We start from the raw sequence: 17,333 nt of genomic DNA on the forward strand, positions 1-17,333 counted from the left end.
CTGCCATCGCGTCCAGAGCACTATTCCGCCTCGCAATCTCCCTCCGCTTTGCGTTCGTCGACGATCTGTTGGACCGGCTTACCAAGGTCTTCCGCGAACTCTGGCGTCGGAAGTAGTAGCCACTGGCCGTCTTGGTACTCAAGTTCCGCCGGAATCTTGAAGCCCATCACCTCAAGGCGGGTGATCGCCTTATCGGCTCCGTCGAGCCGTACAGGCACTGCCTTCGTCGGCATCTGAACGAGGGAACTCGTACACGTCGCGCTGAGGGTCACGTAGTCGTCTTGGGTGATACCGTCGCGAACCTGCTCGTTGAACAACAACCACACGCCCGCGTAGTCGCTAGCCGCTCGACGGTCGGCCCACTCTTGCGCCACCGCCGTTGCGGCCTCGAGGGTCTTCGGCTGCGCAGGTGTCGTCGTTGTCGTCGGACTGGCTGCGGCGCTCTGAGCGCTTTCGGTTGCGGTTGATCCGCAGCCGGTGAGTGCCAGGGCGATCAGAGCAGCAAGGGCGGTGGTGCGCGACATGACGGTGAGCATATGGGGTGCCGGTTTGCTGCCGACAAGTGATGCTGGCCCGGCTAAGGCCCCGTCATCAGCCGCCGATTGGTGAGCGCTTCGGTCAACGGCGAAGAACAACCGAAACTACGCCTGACAACGGTGAGCCCTATCGGGGATAACTCTCTTAAGTCGCTCGGCCGCGCCGATCGGCAGTGCGGCGGGCACGTGACTCGGGCGCGGGCACGACACCGTGCGCGATGCCGTTGCCGGCGTGGATTCCGGCGATGAAGGCAACGAGGCAGCGCACGGGCAAGTAGCGCTGGGCGCGGGTCCACAACGAGGTCTTCTGATGCAGCATGCCTCGATGCTGTCGCGTTGGGGCGCCCACCAACAGTGGCCCTGGTGCCGATGTTCGTTAAGATAGTGACATGCATTCGGTGGCGATCCTCGCCTATGACGGCATGTCGGGATTCGAGTCCGGATTGGCCGCCGAGATCTTCGGCATCACCGAGCTGTCGGAGCAGTTCTCGGCAGGCATCGCGCGGCCGTGGTACTCGGTCCGGCTGTGTGCCGAACAGCCTGAGCTCCGGATGGTCGGCGGCGCGACGGTGACGACGCCGTACGGGCTGGCCGACCTGGCGACCGCAGACACGGTCGTGATCCCCAGCGTGCCGGATGTGACCAGACCGCCGTCACCCGACGTGGTCGACGCCATCCGCTCCGCACGGGATCGCGGGGCGCGCCTGGTGTCGATCTGCTCGGGCGCGTTCGCGTTGGCCGCCGCCGGAGTGCTCGACGGCAGGCGCGCCACCACGCATTGGATCTACGTCGACCAACTCGCGCGACGCCACCCTCAGATCGTCGTCGACCCGGGCCCGCTCTACGTCGACGAGGGCGACGTGCTCACCAGCGCGGGATGCGCCGCAGGGTTGGATCTGTGTCTGCACATCGTCCGCACCGACCACGGCACCCAGGTCGCCAACGACGTCGCGCGGCGCCTCGTCGTCGCACCGCACCGCGCGGGCGGGCAGGCGCAGTACATCGAAAGCCCGGTCCCGGAACCGACGACAGACGGGCGCATCGCGGCCGGAATGGCTTGGGCGCTGGCCCATCTCGATTCCCCCATCACGCTCGACGAGCTCGCGGCCCGCTCGGCCCTGTCCCGGCGGAGCTATCTGCGGCAGTTCACGAAGGCCACCGGAACCACACCGATCAAATGGCTCATCGGGCAACGCATCCAGGCCAGCCTCGCACTGCTGGAGTCGTCGTCGCTGTCCATCGAGCAGATCGCCACGCGCGTCGGCTTCGACTCACCCGTCACGTTCCGGCACCACTTCGTCCGGCAACTGCGCACCACGCCCAGCGAGTACCGCAGTTGCTTCACGGGCGAGCGCTCGGGATAGCCGATTTCAGCGAAACCGCAGCCGGCCCACACCGCTCGGCGAGGTTCCGACCGTTCATAACCGGTAGGGCGCACAGGCGCGCCCGATGGAGGTAAGGAAATGAGGATCCGCCCAGTTGTGTTGACGGCGACCGCCGCCGCGGCAGCGTCGATCGCCCTGGCGCCCATTGCGCAGGCCGCCCCGACACCGACCCACCCGACCGACAGCCAGAAGATCGCTCCGGCCCCACAGCGGTGCACGTCGACGAGCGCCGGTAGCGAGTGCTTCTCGCCTGGAAACGCCCAGATCAACGACTCGCCGCCGGCCGTCCAGAATTTCCCGATGTACGGCGCTTTTCCGTGGATCTGGTGATTCGCGGCTACCGTTGAGCGTCACGACTCGGTTTCGAATCGCTTCCGATCGACTCGCAACCACAGCCGCAGGACCGTAACGCCCCTACATTCGGGTGGTCACGACCCGAACCCCCAGGAGCAGCATGCGCGCCACAGCCGTCCCGATCGCGGGCACATGCGCTCCGGAGTTCGCCAGGGTCGGCGCGGCTTTCGAACGCAATTTCACCGATCACGGCGAGATCGGTGCCGCGGTTGCCGTGTGGGTCGAAGGCGAGCTGGTGGTCAACCTGTGGGGTGGCCACGCCGACGCCGACCGCACGCGTCCGTGGCGGCACGACACCTTGGCCAGCGTGTTCTCCGGTTCCAAGGGACTGACCAGTTCGTGCGTGCATCTTCTTGCCGACCGCGGTGAGATCGACCTGCACGCGCCCGTGGCGCGCTACTGGCCCGAATTCGGGCAGGCCGGCAAACAGGACATCACGCTCGCGATGGTGCTCGGGCACCGGTCCGGTGTGATCGGGCCCCGTGAACCGATGGGCTGGCGTGAGGTGACCGACTGGGACGCGGTGTGCGCGCGCATCGCCGCCGCCGAACCGTGGTGGCCGCCGGACACCGCGCAGGGATACCACGTGGTGACGTTCGGGTTCATCCTCGGTGAGGTCGTGCGGCGCGTGACCGGCCGCACTCTCGGGCAGTATCTGCGCACCGAGATCGCCGAGCCGATGGGCATCGACGTCCACATCGGCCTGCCCGCTCCCGAACACCACCGGTGCGCGGACATGATCAACAAGCCCACCGTGCGCGGCGTGCTGGCCGACAACGGGGTGTCGCAGCCGCCCGGTGCGCTCGACGACCATCCGATGGCCGGGTTTGCCGTGTCGATGAACTTCGTCCCCGACGACGAGCTCGGCGTGCACGCGCTCGACGCCTGGCGCTCGGCGGAATTCCCCAGCACCAACGCGCACGTGTCAGCGCTTGGCATGGCCACGTTCTACAACGCGCTCGCCCAGGAGAAGCTGCTCAGCCGCGAACACATGGAGCTGTGCCGGGTTTCGCAGGGCGGGTTCGACACCGACGTGGTGCTGGGACCGCGCGTGGCCGACCACGGTTGGGGCCTCGGCTTCATGCTCAACCAGCGCGGCGTCGCCGGCCCCAACCGGCGCACGTTCGGCCACGGCGGGTCGGGTGGCTCGTTCGCATTCGTCGATCTGGAGCACCGGATCGGCTACGCGTACGTGATGAACTACTTCGACGCCACCAAGTGCAACGCCGACCCGCGCACAGTGGCGTTGTCCAACGAGGTGTACTCCGCTCTCGGCGTAATCTGAGCGTCCTTCACGCACCGGGAACAGCGGTTTCCTGTAGGTACGCTGGACGCCATGAACAGCTTCTTGCTGGTACTCATCGTCCTGGTCGTCGCCGCGATCGCGTTCGTCGTGTACAGCTCGTCGAAGGCCAACGGCAGGCGCTCGGCCGAATCGCTGGCCGACGCCAAGGCTGACGCGCGCCGCGTCATCGAACGCCTCGGCGGCCAGGTGCTCAACCTGACCGGCAGCGACGACGCGTCCAAGCAAGCGCTCGCCGACGCCTCCGAGCGCTACACCGCGGCGTCGTCACAGATCGACCAGGCGACCACGGCCAAACAGGCCGCCCTGGCCAAGGAGAGCGCCATCGAGGGGCTCTACTACGTGCGTGCGGCCCGGACCGCCATGGGCATGGATCCCGGCCCGGAGCTGGAATCGCTGGCCGGGCAACGCTCGGCGGGTGCGGTCACCGAGGACCGCAAGATCGACTTCGAGGGCAGGCAGATCGAGGCGTCGCCGACGCCGTCGCAACGCACGCCCAACTACTACCCCGGCGGCCGGGTAGCCGGGCGCCCGGTCCCGGCCGGCTGGTACTCCGAACCGTGGTGGAAGCCCGCGCTCATCGCAGGCGCGTGGGGCCTGGGTTCCGTGCTGCTGTTCGACGCTCTGTTCTCCGGAATGCACGGCGTCGACTACGGCGCGCAGGGCTTCGAAAGTGGTTACGGTGACGGCTATTCCGACGGATTCTCGGCCGGCCAGGACGCCGGCGCCGATGCCGGTGGCGCCGACGGCGGTGGCGATTGGGGCGGTGTCGACACCGGCGGCGGCTGGGACGGCGGCGGATCCGACGGTGGCGGCTTCGACTTCGGCGGCGGCGATTTCGGCGGCGGTTTCGACTTCTGATCCCGCCGCACGGACTAGAGGCGGCTCTCCAGCCGCGCTGACACTCCCGCCTCCTGCAGGTCGAGGCGTTCGAGCATGGCGCGGACGGCCTCGTCTTCGATGTTCCCGTTGTCGCGTTCGGCGATGAGCGCCGCCCGCTGCGCGGCCAGCACGTCGCGGTAGAGCGCGGAGAACACGCCGGCCAACTTGGTGTGAGCCTCGGGATCGGGCATCTCGTCGGCGTCCTGCGAGTGCCGTGCGATGGTGTTGGAGATCTGGACGATCAGTTCGGGATTCATGCCCGCCGGCGGATTGGCCCGGAACTCCCCCAGCACCTCTTCGGCGGCGTCGTGCACGACGCGCTCGGCCTTGAGTTCCTCACCGCGGTCGAACGCGTGGTCATCGGAGAACCGGGACAGGTGCAGGCGGCGGATCAGCCACGGCAGGCTGCCGCCCTGGATCAGCAGCGTGCCGACGCTGACCACGAAGGCGATCGCCTGGATGGTGGCGCGCTCGGGAAACGGTTCGCCACTGGCCGTGGTGACCGGGATCGCGGCGGCCGCCGCCAGCGTCACCACACCCCGCATCCCGGTCCACGACACCACGACGTTCTCGCGCCACGACAACGACCGGCGGTCGATCTTGGACCGCCACTTTCCCAGCGGCTTGTTTTTCGCTTTCGTACCGAGCGCACCGCGCCCGCCCCGTTCGGGTGCGGGGACGCTGAGTTTCGCCTCGACATGCTGAAACAGCTTGTTGCGGCCGAACATCAGGAAAACCGAGAGTGGCCGGATGGCCAGCACGATCAGCAACACGATCGCCGAGGCCACCGCCACCTCGGCCAACGATTCGTGTGCCTCGCGCAGATCCTCGAGCACGAACCGCAGGTGCAGGCCGATGTAGGCGAACACGAACGCCTCCAAGAGCACGTCGACCGAGTTCCACACGTACCGCTCCTGCAGCCGGGTCTGGTACCCGGCGCCGAGCGTTCCGTTGCCGACCACGAACCCGGCGACCACGACCGCCAGCACGCCTGACGCGTGCAACTCCTCGGCGGCGATGAACGCGCCGAACGGAACCAGCAGTCCCTGAACGGTTTCCAGCCCGGGGTTGGCCAAGCGCTCGCGCAGCCACAGCGTCACGTAGCCGAGCAACGCCCCGACCAGCGGTCCGACCACCGCGCTGTAACCGAACAGCAAGAACGGGTTCTCGATGAAGGTGTGGGTGCCTGCCACCTGAGCGACCGCGATGGTGAACAGCGTCAGGGCGGCCGCGTCGTTGATCAGGCTCTCGCCGGTGAGGATCGCCATAACGCGTTTGGGCAATCCGAGCTTGCGTCCGACCGCGACAGCGGTGACCGCGTCGGGTGGTGCCACGATCGCGCCGAGAACCAGCGCCACGCCAAAGGTCAACGGCACCACCACGAGCCACGCCGAGACCGCGGCAACCGTGAACGCGCTGACCACCACGAGCCCGACCCCGAGGCCGAGGATGGGTCGGATGTTGCGCAGGAACGTCGGAAACGAGAAGTCCAGCGCCGCGGAGTACAGCAGCGGCGGCAGCACGACCGTCAGCAGGATGTGCGAATCCATTTCCGGCGGCTCGAAATCCGGCATGAACGACACCGCGATGCCGACCACGACGATGATCAGGGCGGGTTCCATCCCACGCCGATGCGCGATAGCTGTGACGATGATGGCTCCGACAACGACGAGGATCAATTCCACCCCATGATTGTCCCGGCAAACCCGGCGATCCTCATGTCGGGGCGTGTTGCGCGGCGCCTAAGTCTGGCAGCTGGGGCACCAGAACAGGTTTCGGCCTTCCAGTTCCGCCGTGAGCACCTTCGTCCCGCATATCCGGCACGCCTCGCCTGCCCGGCGGTAGACGTAGGTGCGGGGCCGGCCGGGTCCATAGGCCGGCGCCCCGTGATCGTGCTCGGGCCGGACCACGACGATCTTGCCGCGCCGCACCCCGACCTTCATCAACGCGACGAGATCGGCCCACATCGCGTCGAACTCGGCCTCGTCGATCAGAGTTCCGGGCCGATACGGATCGATGCGATGCCGGAACAGCAGTTCGCTGCGGTACACGTTGCCGACCCCGGCGATCACCGACTGATCCATCAGCAGCGCACCGATGGGCCTGCGGGACTTGTTGATTCGTTTCCACGCCAGCCCTGGGTCGGCATCGCCGCGCAACGGGTCGGCACCCAGTTTGGCGACGACGTCGGGGATCTCGGACTCGGCGAGCACCTCACACACCGTGGGGCCGCGCAGGTCCGTGCCGTATTCCGCGCCGACCATGCGCATACGGACCTGGCCGACCGGCAGCGGCAGCGGGACCGGCGCCTCGGTGAAGGTTCCGTACAGCCCGAGGTGGATGTGCACGACGCGGCCGCCGTCGTAATGGTGGAACAGGTGCTTGCCCCATGCGTCGGCCTTCTTCAGCACCCGCCCGTTCACGTCCGCCGCGCCATCGGCGAACCGGCCCTGCGGGCTCGACACGATCACCGGGGCGCGGCCGAACCGGCGTTGGTGCAGCCGCGCCAACCGGTGCAGCGTGTGCCCTTCGGGCATGGTTAGGCAGGTGCGCCCGGGACGGGCGGGGCCACGTGGTCCTTTTCGTACTCGGCCATGATGTCGATGCGACGCTGGTGCCGTTCGGCCTCCGACCACGGCGTCGACAAGAACGCGTCGACGATGGCCAGCGCCTCCTCCTCGGTGTGCATGCGCCCGCCGAGGCCCATCAATTGCGCGTTGTTGTGCTCGCGGGCGAGTTTGGCGGTCTCGACACTCCAAGCCAGGGCACAGCGGGCGCCCGGCACCTTGTTCGCGGCGATCTGCTCACCGTTGCCCGAGCCGCCGAGCACGATGCCGAGGCTGCCCGGATCGGCGACGGTCTTGATGGCCGTGTCGATGCAGAACGCCGGGTAGTCGTCATCGGCGTCGTACGTGTACGCACCGCAGTCGACCGGCTCGTGGCCGGTCTTCTTGAGGTGCTCGATGATGGTCTTCTTGAACTCGAATCCGGCGTGGTCGGCACCGATGTAGACGCGCATGCCGGTAACCCTAGCCGGTCAGCGTTTCGTCACCAGACCGTCCACCAGGAGGTCGAGCAGGCGCGCAGCCTGCTCGGCCGACCGGCTGGCGAGGAAGATCCCGATCAGGCTCGAGACGACGTCGTCGGCGCCGACGTCGTCACGCAGGCTGCCGTCCTGGGCACCCGCGTCGAGCAGCGTTGTCACCGCACCGAAGACGCTGTCCCTGGTCTGGCTCGGCTGCACGACACCGGACGCGAACATCGCCTGCAGCGATTCCGCCATCCCCCGCTTCGCCGCGACGAACGCCGCGTAGCGGTCCATCCATCGGCGCAGGGCGATCACCGGCGGGTGACGGTCCAGCAACTCGACGGCCGATGCCGCCACTTCTGCGAGTTCGGCGGAGTACACGGCCTCGACGAGGGCCTCCCGATTCGGGAAGTGCCGGTAGAGCGTGCCGATGCCGACGCCGGCGTCGCGCGCGATGGCTTCCAGCGACACGGGCCCGTCGGCTGCGGCGAACGCCGCGGCGGCGCTCGCGAGCAGCCGTTCCCGGTTCCGGCGCGCGTCGGCCCGTTCGGCCATAGCGGAGGCTCCTCCGTTTTGCTAGCGTAGCAGAAGCGGAGGTTCCTCCGCATCGGTTTCGAGTATCGCATCCCCAGGAGCGCACCATGACCTCATCACCCCCAGGCGGCACCGGCACGCTCGGCGAGCACACCGTGGCCCGCATCGGCTACGGCGCCATGGGTCTCGGGCGCCAACTCCCGCAGCACGACGCGGCGGCCGTGCTGCGGCGGGCGGTCGAGCACGGCGTCAACCACATCGACACCGCGTCGTTCTACGACCACGGGGTGGTGAACCGGCGCATCCGCGACGCGCTCGCGCCGTACGCCGACGATCTGGTGATCGTGAGCAAGGTCGGGGCCCGGCCCGCGACGGGACCGATTCCGCTGGCCCTGGCGCAGCATCCGGCCGACCTGCGCGCTGCCGTCGAACTGGATCTCGCCGGTCTCGGCCTCGAGCAGATTCCCGTGGTGAACCTGCGGCGCGCCGACATCGGCCCGGGCGTCACGGCCACGGGCGACCAGATCGTCGACCTGGACGATCAGCTGGCCGAGATGATTGCGCTGCGCGACGAGGGCAAGATCGGCGCGATCGGCATCAGCACCGTCGACGCCGATACCCTGCGTCGCGCCCTGCCCGCCGGCATCGTCTGCGTGCAGAACGCGTACAACCTGCTCAACCGCACGCACGAGGACGAGCGGGCACTGTGCACCGAGCACGGGATCGCCTGGGTGCCCTACTTCCCGCTGGGGTCGGGCTTCCCCGGTTTTCCGAAGGTCGCGGAAAACGCCGTGGTGCAACGCATCGCGGCCGAGCTGGGTGCCACGGGCGCGCAGGTCGGGCTGGCCTGGCTGTTGGCGCACGCCCCCAACACCCTGCTGATCGCGGGCACCACTTCGGTGGCACACCTGGAACAGAACCTGGCCGCCGGCGAGATCCGCCTCAACCCAACACAACTCGCCGAGCTGGACGCGATCGAGACCGAGCTAGCCGACGGTGATGGCGTCGAGGCGTTCCTTGATGAACGCCGATGACGTCACGGGTTGCAGACCCGACACCTTGCCGATCGGCGGTTCCAACGGAATGACCAGCGCGTCGTGGTTGGCCTCGTAGAAGTAGATCAGCGACACCAGATCTTCTTCCGGGGCGTGCGGCTGCGGCGGCAGCACGCGATGCCGCCCCGACGGCCACCGTCGGCCGCTCCAGTACTCCAGCAGGTCACCGATGTTGACCGTGAGCGATCCGGGTTCCCACGGTGCGTCCTCCCAGCCCTCCTGATCGGAGTAGACCTGCAGCCCACCCGCGCCGGGCTCGCGGTCGAGGATGGTCACCGTGCCGAAGTCGGTGTGCGGACCGATGCGGAACTGGCCTGGTTCCGGTTCGCCCACCACGCTGACGGGCGGATAGTGGTTGATGTTCATGGTCCAGGTGGGCCGATCTGCCAGCGCCTCAAAGGGATTGGCGGGCAGCCCCAGCGCCTGCGCGAACAGCGCCAGCAGGTCGTCGGAGAGTTTCCGCATCGCCGCGGTGTACTCCTCGACCAGGGGCTGCAGGGCAGGCACCTCGGTGGGCCACACGTTGGGCGCGAACCAGATGCGGTCGACCTCGGGGTCACCCGTCGCGGTCTCGGCCCCCAGGCTGTAACTCTCCTTCAGGTCCGGCGGGGTCTCGGTGCCCTCGGCGTAGCCGTTGGCTTCCGCGCCCGGCCCGATCCAGCCGTGCCCGCCGACCGGAACCGAATATCGCCGCTTGACCTCGTCGGGCAGCGCGAAGAACTCCCGGCTCGCCGCACGCACCCGGGCCGCCAGGTCAGGGTCCACGCCGTGGCCCGTGACGACGATGAAGCCGGCCCGCTGCAAGCCCGCATCGACCTCGGCCGCCACCGCCTCGGCATCAGCACCGCCCGCATACCACCGGGAGATGTCAACTGTCGCAATGGCACTCATTCGCCGATATCCTCCGCCCACAGGTCAGGCCGTTCAGCGATGAATTCCTCCATCATCGCCACGCACCGCTCGTCGTCCAGCAGCGTAACCGCCACACCGTGTTCAGCGAGCCAATCGTGGCCGCCGGTGAACGTGCGGCTCTCCCCGATCACCACGGCCCCGATGTTGAACTGGCGCACCAGGCCGCTGCAGTACCAGCACGGCGAGAGCGTGGTCACCATGACGGTGGAGCGGTACCCGCGCTGGCGGCCGGCGGCCCGGAAGGCGTCGGTCTCGGCGTGGATCGACGGGTCGTCGTTCTGCACCCTCCGGTTGTGACCGCTGCCGAGCAGCGTGCCGTCGGCGCTGAACAGCGCGGCACCGATCGGAATGCCGCCCTCGGCCAGCCCTTTTCGCGCTTCGTCGACCGCGACCTCCAGCATCTGTTCGGGTGTCATGCCGTCACCGCCCGCTCGGCCGCGAGCTTGGACCGGCACAACACCAGGTAACAGCCACCCGCGATGAGGAAGCCGACGAAGAACGTGATGTCACCCAACTGGGGCACCTCCCGTGCGATGAATCCGACGAACTTCGCCTGGTTGCAGAACAACGTCACCGACACCACCAGGCCGATCAGGAACGACACCAGCCCGGGCCAGTTGGTGTAGGACCGGTCGTAGAGAAAGTGCGCGACAGGCTGGTCGCCGCGCAGGTACTGGTCGGCGAACACCACGCCCAGCCACGGCCCGATCCAGTAGGCGATGATCAGCAGGAAGGCCTCGTAGCTTGCCGCGGCGTCGGCCAGGGCCCACCAGGCGATGAGAAACCCGACGACGCCGAAGAACACCGTGGCGAGGGCGCGTGCCACGTGGTGCGGCAGCTTGACCCCGATGGTCACGAAAGCCATTGCGCCGGAATAGATGTTGATGGCGTTGGCGGCGATTGCCCCGATCGCGATGGCCAGTAGGGTCAGGTTGGCCAGCCAGGGCGCCAGCTCGGCGGTGAACGCCGCGGTCGGGTTGTCCGACACTGCCGGCCCGATGGTCACCGATGCGGCCCCGACCACTTGCAACAGCAGACATGAGACGAACAGCCCGGCCGCCGCGAAGAAGCCCGTCCGCGGGCCCGACTCCGAACTCGGCAGATAACGCGTGAAGTCCGCGGCGTACGGCGCCCAGCCTGCGACGTACCCGAACGCGGTGCCGACCGTGAGCAGAAAACCGCCCATGCCACCGACGCCTCCGGCGACGGCCGGGGCGCCCAGGTCGGCCTTGCTCAGGATCACCACCGACGTGATCGCGAAGATCACCGCCAGCACCGGGAAGGCCCACCGCTCGAAGGCCTGCACGAGGTTGTGGCCGAACACTGCGAGCGCGGTCTGGACCACGACGACCAACACCAGCGCGAGCACGGGCGCCACCCCGGCGAGGCTCGACAGCGCGAATGCTCCGCTGACGCTGTTGGTCGCGAACCATCCGATGCCCGCCGTCACCGTCATCAACAGCGACGGCACCGCGTTGCCCTTGAACCCGAAGGGCAGCCGGCCCAGCACCATCTGCGGGACGCCGTGCCGCGGACCGCGTTTGGAGAGGAAGTAGTGCGCAACGGCGCCGAGCCCGGTGCCCAGCGCCATGCCGGCCACCGCCTGCCAGAAGGTCATGCCGTAGACGGCGACCGCGAGCACGCCCAGGAAGATCGTGGCGAACTCCAGGTTGGGCGAGGTCCAGGTCCAGAACAACTGGCTTGGCTTGCCGTGCCGGTCGGCCTCTGCGATGAACTCGTTGCCACCCGGTTCGACGGCCGCGATCCGATCGCGATAGGTACCGTCGGTGCTCGGCTCGGCCGCCGTCATGCGGCGTCAACCACTGTCATGCGTACACCGTGGCGTGAACGACGGTGTAACGCAAGCCGAACACAGAGGTTGAGCCGCAATTCCCCGGCGCCTACTCAGGCTCGGCGACGGCGAGCAACTCCCTGGCGCTGGCGACGATATGGGTGTCGAGGGCCGAGCGACGCCCGTCGGGGCCGCCGGCCCGGATCGCCTCGAGCAGCGCACGGTGTTCGTCGGGGATCGCGAACGGACTTTCATGACGCTTCGCGAGGCGATAGATCTGCATCCGGATGCGTGGCTGCACGCTGGCCCACAGCTGCATGGCGTGTTCGGATCTCGCGCTCTTGACGATCGTCTCGTGAAACAGCACGTCGAGATCGTTGAGCTGCTCGAGATCATCGTCGCCCGCGGCCCTGTCCATGAGCGCCACCAGGCGCTCGAGCTCGGCCAGCACTGCGGGGTCGGCGCAGGCCGCCTCGACCGCGAACTGCTCGATGGCGAGCCGGACCGGGAGCAACACACCCAGCAACTCTTCGGCACTCACGGTCGCCACGAAGGCCCCGCGGTTGGGGATGTGGTGGACCAGCCCTTCACTTTCCAGCTGCCGCAGCGCTTCCCGCACGGGGCCCGGACTGGCACCGAGGTGCGCGGCCAGCACATCCTGTTTGAGCTGCGAGCCCGGCGGTAGCGCACCCTTCACGATCTGCTCACGCAGCCAGTCCGCGATCTGATGCCGCCGCGACGACGGTAACGGGGCGGCGGTAGCCAGAGGTTCCACGGACTTGGTCAACGATCCTCCGTCAATCGTCCTTCTCCCTTCACAAGGGTCGCCCGATGGCGCCAATCCTATGCAGCGCGGCCTGCCGATCAGCCTTCCGGACTTCGCCAGCGTCAGCCTGTTGCGTAGATTACAGATTATAGATAATCTCTGATTTACTCCAGCCGAGTGGCCCCTCCGCCCTCTCGGAAGCCGAATCACCCTCTGAACAAAGGAAACTCATGCGCACACGGATCCGCGCGGCGTTCGTCGCGCTGGCAGCCACGGCGGTGGTGCTGGCCGGTTGCACATCGTCCGGCCAGGCAGGAACGGCTCATGGCAGCGTCTTGTCGAAGGTGCTGAGTTCCAAGAAAGTGACGATCGGCGTCTTCGCCGACGCACCGCCGTACGGCGTGATGAACAGCTCCGGGGAATACCAGGGCTTCGACATCGACAAGGCCAGGGCGCTCGCCGATTCGCTCGGCGCCCAAGTCGAATTCGTCAGCACCACAAACGCCAGCCGAATCCCCATGCTGGAGACCGGAAAAGCCGACGTCATCATCGCCGCCCTGACCAACCTCGACGAACGTGCCCAGGTGGTCGCCCTCACCCGGCCGTATGCGTCCGAAGGACAGCTCGTCGTCGTACCCGCCAACAGCCCGATCCACGACTACGCCGACCTCGCAGGGCGCACCGTCGCCGCGACGCGCGGCAGCGTGCCTGCCACGATCCTGGAAAACGAATTCCCCGAGGCCAAACCCAACCTTTTCGAAGCCGTCGCCGACTCGATCCAGGCGCTGCGCAGCGGAAAAGTCGACGCACTGATGGAGAGCACCGCCGTGGTCGCAGGCATCCGTGCCAGCGAAGGCGCTGCGGTACGTGTCCTCGATGCTCCCCCGCTCGCGCCGTCCTTCGTGTCCTTCGGGGTCAAGATGGGCGACCAAGTCTGGCTGAACTACCTGAACAACTTCATCCTCAACTACAACATCAGCAAGGCCGCCAACGAGTCCTACAACAAGTGGCTCGGCATGGACGTCCCTGAGCTCATCAAGTAACCAGCTGCACGCCAGATCAATTCAGGACACACCATGCAGCTCTACTATGGCGACCTCGTTCCATATCTCGGCCCGTTGGCCAAAGGCCTCGCGGTCAGCATCGCAGTGAGCCTGGCCGCAACCGTCGCCGGTGGCGCCTTCGGCATCCTGCTCTATGTCGGGCGCACCGCACGCCCGGCGGTAGTGCGCGTCGCGTCGAGCACCTACATCGAGATCATCCGCAACACCCCACTGCTGCTGCAGCTCTATCTGGTGTACTTCGCGCTGCCGCAGGCCGGCGTGAACCTCGATCCGGTCGCAGCGGGCATCCTCACGCTGAGCATCAACAACGCGGCATATATGGCCGAGATCTACCGCGCCGGGTTTCAGTCCGTGCCCACGGGACTGCGCGAAGCCGGCGCTGCGCTCGGCCTCAGCCCGCGGGATACGTTCTGGCGGGTCATGTTTCCTCCGGCGATGCGAAATGTCCTGCCCGCCATCACCAACCAGACCATCCTGCTGTTCCTGGCCTCGTCGATCACCTCGGTGGTCTCACTGCCGGATCTGATGCACGTGATGATGGGGATCACGTCGACCACCTTCCGCACCATCGAGGCCTTCACCGTCGGCGGCCTGCTGTACTTCAGCGTCGCACTCCTCATCGCGACCACATCGCGTCTCGCCGAAACCCGACTGATCAAGTGGAAGGTGGCGTGATGTTCGAAGGACTCGGTACCCAGCACCTGGCACTGCTCTGGCAGGGCGCCCTGGTGACCGTACAAATCTGCGCTCTCTCAGTCCTTTTCGGAGGCGTGCTGGGCATCATCATCGGGTTGATGTCGACCGGGACGGTCCGCGCCCTGCGCTGGGCGGCTGCCCTGTACGTAGCCGTGATCCGTGGCGTGCCGGTGCTGCTGGTGATCTTCTTCGTCTACTTCGGGATTCCGCTGCTGGCCCCCGGCACCAGCCTCTCGGAGTACTGGGCCGCCGTCATCGCATTGTCGGTGTTCGCGTCGGCCTACATCGGCGAACTGGTACGCGGCAGCATCCAGGCGGTGCCCCGCGGGCAGTTCGAGGCGGCCGAGGCGCTCGGGCTTACCTACGCACAGCGCATGCGCCGGGTGATCCTGCCGCAGGCGGCGCGGGTCGTCGTGCCACCCGGTGTCGGGTTCCTGGTGGTGCTGATCAAGGACAGCTCGCTGGTCGCGGTGATCGGCCTGATCGAACTGACCAGGGCGGGCAACGTGGTCAGCTCGCTGACCGCCGATCCGATCACCACCTACCTCATCGTCGGTGCCGGCTATTTCGTCATCTGCTACGCACTCTCGGCGCTCGCGCGCCGCTACGAGCGCCGGCTCGGATTCCGGGTCAAGGCACCCGAAGTCGGCGAAACCCTCACCCTCACCACAGGAGCGAAGAAATGATCGAGGTCGACGGGCTGCGGCTGAGCTACGGCAATACCGAAGTGCTACACGGTGTCTCGTGCCATGTCGCGCGGCGTGAGGTGGTGTGCATCATCGGCGCCTCCGGTTCGGGCAAGAGCACCCTGCTGCGCTGCATGAACGGGCTGGAACGACCCTCGCACGGCCGGATCGTCATCAACGGTCACACGCTCGGGCCGCAGGAGCGGACCGCGGATCTCGCCGTGGTGCGCCGCGACGTGGGCATGGTGTTCCAGCACTTCAATCTGTTCCCGCACATGACGGTCATCGACAACATCTCACTCGCACCGCGGCGCGTGCTCGGCAGGGCTCAGAACGACGCCGAGGCGCGGGCCCGCACCCTGCTGGACCGGGTGGGTCTGGCCGACAAGGCAGAGGTCTATCCGGACTCGTTGTCGGGTGGCCAGAAACAACGGGTCGCCATCGCCCGCGCCCTGGCGATGGACCCCACGATCATGCTGTTCGACGAGCCCACCTCGGCGCTGGACCCCGAGATCGTCGGAGAGGTGCTCGCGGTGATGAAAGACCTCGCCGCCGACGGAATGACCATGGTCGTGGTGACGCATGAGATGGGATTCGCCCGCGAGGTCTCCGATCGGGTGATCTACATGGACAAGGGGAACATCGTCGAAACCGCGGTACCGACAGAGCTTTTCACCACACCGCGGGAAGCCAGAACCCGCGAGTTCCTGAGCAAGGTGCTCTGACGTGCCCGCCCTGGATTACCTGCTGACCGGCGCCCAGATCGTCGACGGTACAGGCGCACCCGCGCGCCGGGCCGATGTCGGCCTGCGCGCCGATCGCATCGCGTTCGTCGGGCTGGCGTCCGATGTCCGGGCGATCACCACGCTGGACTGCACCGGCATGGTCGTCACGCCGGGGCTCATCGACCCGCACAGCCACAGTGACTGGTCGGTGCTGGGTAATCCCGAGGCCTTCAGCACTATCCACCAGGGTGTCACCACCGAAGTGGTCGGCAACTGCGGCGTCACCCACGCCCCGACAGCAGAATCCGACGTCGACGCGACAGCGGGCGCCCTGCGCGCGATGGGTTACGACGGCCCGGTCGACTGGCGCTCTTTCGGCGACTTCGTCCAACACGTGCACTCGGGCCGGACAGCGCAGAACCTCATGTGGTTCGTCGGGCACACCGCGATCCGCTCTGCGGCGTGCCAGGCCACCGACCAGTTGCGGGAACAGGCCCGCCTGCTCGAAGAAGCCATGGACGCGGGTGCGATCGGGTTCTCCAGCGGTCTCGAATACGGCTCGGGACGCTTCGCCTCGACCGAGGAACTCGTCGCGCTGGCCCGCGTCGCAGGCAGGCGTGACGGTATGTACGCCAGCCACATCCGTAATCGCGATGTAGATCTCGACACCGCGGTCGCGGAATTCTTCGATGTCGTCACACGCGGCGGCGTGCGTGCCCAGCTCTCGCATCTCAACGTCCGCCACGGCACCGGAGCCCAGCCGGGCGCGTGGGCGCGGGCCGCCGAACGCGTCGTCACCGAACGCCGGCGCGGGACCGACGTGTTGGCCGACATGACGCCCTATCCCCACGGCATCGGCATGGCCACCGGGCTGCTGCCCGCCTGGCTGGCCGAGCGGCCCGCGGTCGAGGCCGCCGCACTGCTCGCCGACCGCGAGATCCGGGATCAGGCGCGGGCCGACAGTGACCGCTACTGGCGCTTCGTGCACCGCGGCCAATGGCACCGCGTGCGCCTGGGCGTCAGCGCGACCCATCCCGAGTGGGAAGGCCTGTCGTTTCCCGAGATCGCCGAGAAGCACGGCGCCGACGAGTGGGAGTGTCTGTTCGACATCCTCACCGCGGCCGGGGCCGACATGGGCAGCGTCCAGTTGATCGGCGAGTTGTTCACCCCGAGCCACCTCGCCGAGGCGATCGCCCACAACCACTTTCTGCTCGGGGTCGACGCGTTCACCACGTGCCGGCACGGTCCACTCGCCGGCCGCACGCGCAATCCGCTGTTCTACCACGGGCATACGCACTACCTCGCGCACCACGTGCCGGCAGGCACCCTGTCACTTGAGACCGCGATCCACAAGATGACGGGCATGGTCGCCGAGCATTTCGGCATGCCCGACAGGGGCGAACTGCGCACCGGCGCGTTCGCGGACGTCGTCGTGTTCGATCCGGCGATCATCGAACGCACCGACACCTGGAGTCTTCCGCAGCGATACGCCGACGCGGCCCGCCACGTCTGGGTGAACGGCGTACCCGTCGTCAGCGACGCGACGCACACCGGCCGCAGGCCGGGTCGCATGCTCACCCACCGGCCGTGACGTCCACGGCATCAACACCATCCG

General features: G+C 67.5%; 20 protein-coding genes. 10 read left to right on the plus strand and 10 right to left on the minus strand.

The genetic code is table 11. From position 1 onward, the window contains the following. Nucleotides 1–20: 20 nt before the first annotated feature. Both G6N67_RS38220 and G6N67_RS38225 read right to left on the minus strand, forming a co-directional pair. Nucleotides 21–524, minus strand: coding sequence for a hypothetical protein (locus G6N67_RS38220; protein ID WP_163642461.1), 504 nt, complete (start codon nt 522–524; stop codon nt 21–23). Between the two features lie 157 nt (nt 525–681). Further along, nucleotides 682–855, minus strand: coding sequence for a hypothetical protein (locus G6N67_RS38225; protein WP_163642463.1), 174 nt, complete (start codon nt 853–855; stop codon nt 682–684). Nucleotides 856–925: 70 nt separating this feature from the next. Between G6N67_RS38225 and G6N67_RS38230 the strand changes: the two genes are divergently transcribed. The 4 genes from G6N67_RS38230 to G6N67_RS38245 all read left to right on the plus strand — a co-directional run bounded on the left by G6N67_RS38230 (nt 926) and on the right by G6N67_RS38245 (nt 4,439). Next, entirely contained in the window at nt 926–1,900 is a 975-nt protein-coding gene (locus tag G6N67_RS38230; protein ID WP_036442527.1) for a helix-turn-helix domain-containing protein, read from the plus strand. A 99-nt stretch (nt 1,901–1,999) separates the two neighbouring features. Continuing rightward, the gene (locus G6N67_RS38235; protein ID WP_081812865.1) at nt 2,000–2,251 is read left to right on the plus strand and encodes a hypothetical protein; all 252 of its coding nucleotides are present in this window, start codon (nt 2,000–2,002) and stop codon (nt 2,249–2,251) included. Between the two features lie 124 nt (nt 2,252–2,375). Further along, nucleotides 2,376–3,560: a serine hydrolase domain-containing protein gene (locus tag G6N67_RS38240; RefSeq protein ID WP_036442525.1), complete on the plus strand. Its 1,185-nt coding sequence runs from the start codon at nt 2,376–2,378 to the stop codon at nt 3,558–3,560. A gap of 51 nt (nt 3,561–3,611) precedes the next feature. Further along, the gene (locus tag G6N67_RS38245; RefSeq protein ID WP_036442523.1) at nt 3,612–4,439 is read left to right on the plus strand and encodes a DUF1542 domain-containing protein; all 828 of its coding nucleotides are present in this window, start codon (nt 3,612–3,614) and stop codon (nt 4,437–4,439) included. Nucleotides 4,440–4,453: 14 nt separating this feature from the next. Here the strand turns inward: G6N67_RS38245 and G6N67_RS38250 are convergent, their stop codons facing one another. From G6N67_RS38250 to G6N67_RS38265, 4 genes are read right to left on the minus strand one after another with little or no spacing between them, the layout of a single operon-like run. Beyond that, the gene (locus G6N67_RS38250) at nt 4,454–6,145 is read right to left on the minus strand and encodes a cation:proton antiporter (RefSeq protein ID WP_036442521.1); all 1,692 of its coding nucleotides are present in this window, start codon (nt 6,143–6,145) and stop codon (nt 4,454–4,456) included. Between the two features lie 57 nt (nt 6,146–6,202). Continuing rightward, the gene (locus tag G6N67_RS38255; protein WP_036442519.1) at nt 6,203–6,997 is read right to left on the minus strand and encodes an Fpg/Nei family DNA glycosylase; all 795 of its coding nucleotides are present in this window, start codon (nt 6,995–6,997) and stop codon (nt 6,203–6,205) included. Nucleotides 6,998–6,999: 2 nt separating this feature from the next. Then, nucleotides 7,000–7,479 (minus strand): ribose-5-phosphate isomerase, encoded by a 480-nt coding sequence (locus G6N67_RS38260; protein ID WP_036442518.1) that lies wholly within the window; start codon nt 7,477–7,479, stop codon nt 7,000–7,002. 18 nt (nt 7,480–7,497) lie between these two features. Then, nucleotides 7,498–8,043, minus strand: coding sequence for a TetR/AcrR family transcriptional regulator (locus G6N67_RS38265; RefSeq protein ID WP_036442516.1), 546 nt, complete (start codon nt 8,041–8,043; stop codon nt 7,498–7,500). Between the two features lie 86 nt (nt 8,044–8,129). Here G6N67_RS38265 and G6N67_RS38270 point away from each other — a divergent pair, with 86 nt between their 5' ends. Further along, entirely contained in the window at nt 8,130–9,056 is a 927-nt protein-coding gene (locus G6N67_RS38270; RefSeq protein ID WP_036442514.1) for an aldo/keto reductase, read from the plus strand. Here the strand turns inward: G6N67_RS38270 and G6N67_RS38275 are convergent. The 4 genes from G6N67_RS38275 to G6N67_RS38290 form a co-directional block, all read right to left on the minus strand. Next, nucleotides 9,009–9,968: an isopenicillin N synthase family dioxygenase gene (locus G6N67_RS38275; protein WP_163642465.1), complete on the minus strand. Its 960-nt coding sequence runs from the start codon at nt 9,966–9,968 to the stop codon at nt 9,009–9,011. The genes G6N67_RS38270 and G6N67_RS38275 overlap by 48 nt on opposite strands. Next, on the minus strand, nt 9,965–10,405 hold the full coding sequence (locus G6N67_RS38280) for a nucleoside deaminase (RefSeq protein WP_036442507.1): 441 nt from the start codon (nt 10,403–10,405) through the stop codon (nt 9,965–9,967). The genes G6N67_RS38275 and G6N67_RS38280 overlap by 4 nt, the downstream gene beginning before the upstream one ends. After that, nucleotides 10,402–11,799, minus strand: coding sequence for a purine-cytosine permease family protein (locus G6N67_RS38285; RefSeq protein WP_036442503.1), 1,398 nt, complete (start codon nt 11,797–11,799; stop codon nt 10,402–10,404). Before G6N67_RS38285 ends, G6N67_RS38280 begins: the two co-directional genes overlap by 4 nt. Nucleotides 11,800–11,890: 91 nt before the next feature. Then, nucleotides 11,891–12,568 (minus strand): GntR family transcriptional regulator, encoded by a 678-nt coding sequence (locus G6N67_RS38290; protein WP_051579299.1) that lies wholly within the window; start codon nt 12,566–12,568, stop codon nt 11,891–11,893. Between the two features lie 209 nt (nt 12,569–12,777). Between G6N67_RS38290 and G6N67_RS38295 the strand changes: the two genes are divergently transcribed. From G6N67_RS38295 to G6N67_RS38315, 5 genes are read left to right on the plus strand one after another with little or no spacing between them, the layout of a single operon-like run. After that, a complete protein-coding gene (locus G6N67_RS38295) occupies nt 12,778–13,590 on the plus strand; it encodes a transporter substrate-binding domain-containing protein (protein ID WP_036442500.1) in 813 nt (270 codons plus the stop codon). A 33-nt stretch (nt 13,591–13,623) separates the two neighbouring features. Beyond that, complete coding sequence (locus tag G6N67_RS38300; RefSeq protein WP_036442499.1) at nt 13,624–14,286, plus strand: amino acid ABC transporter permease; 663 nt, start codon at nt 13,624–13,626, stop codon at nt 14,284–14,286. Beyond that, nucleotides 14,286–14,993, plus strand: coding sequence for an amino acid ABC transporter permease (locus tag G6N67_RS38305; protein ID WP_036443305.1), 708 nt, complete (start codon nt 14,286–14,288; stop codon nt 14,991–14,993). The genes G6N67_RS38300 and G6N67_RS38305 overlap by 1 nt, the downstream gene beginning before the upstream one ends. Further along, nucleotides 14,990–15,718, plus strand: coding sequence for an amino acid ABC transporter ATP-binding protein (locus G6N67_RS38310; protein ID WP_036442497.1), 729 nt, complete (start codon nt 14,990–14,992; stop codon nt 15,716–15,718). Before G6N67_RS38305 ends, G6N67_RS38310 begins: the two co-directional genes overlap by 4 nt. Before the next feature lies 1 nt (nt 15,719). Continuing rightward, entirely contained in the window at nt 15,720–17,309 is a 1,590-nt protein-coding gene (locus tag G6N67_RS38315; protein ID WP_036442494.1) for an N-acyl-D-amino-acid deacylase family protein, read from the plus strand. Nucleotides 17,310–17,333 lie beyond the last annotated feature (24 nt).

The sequence above is a fragment of the Mycolicibacterium mageritense genome (assembly GCF_010727475.1).
GTDB classification, from domain to species: domain Bacteria; phylum Actinomycetota; class Actinomycetes; order Mycobacteriales; family Mycobacteriaceae; genus Mycobacterium; species Mycobacterium mageritense.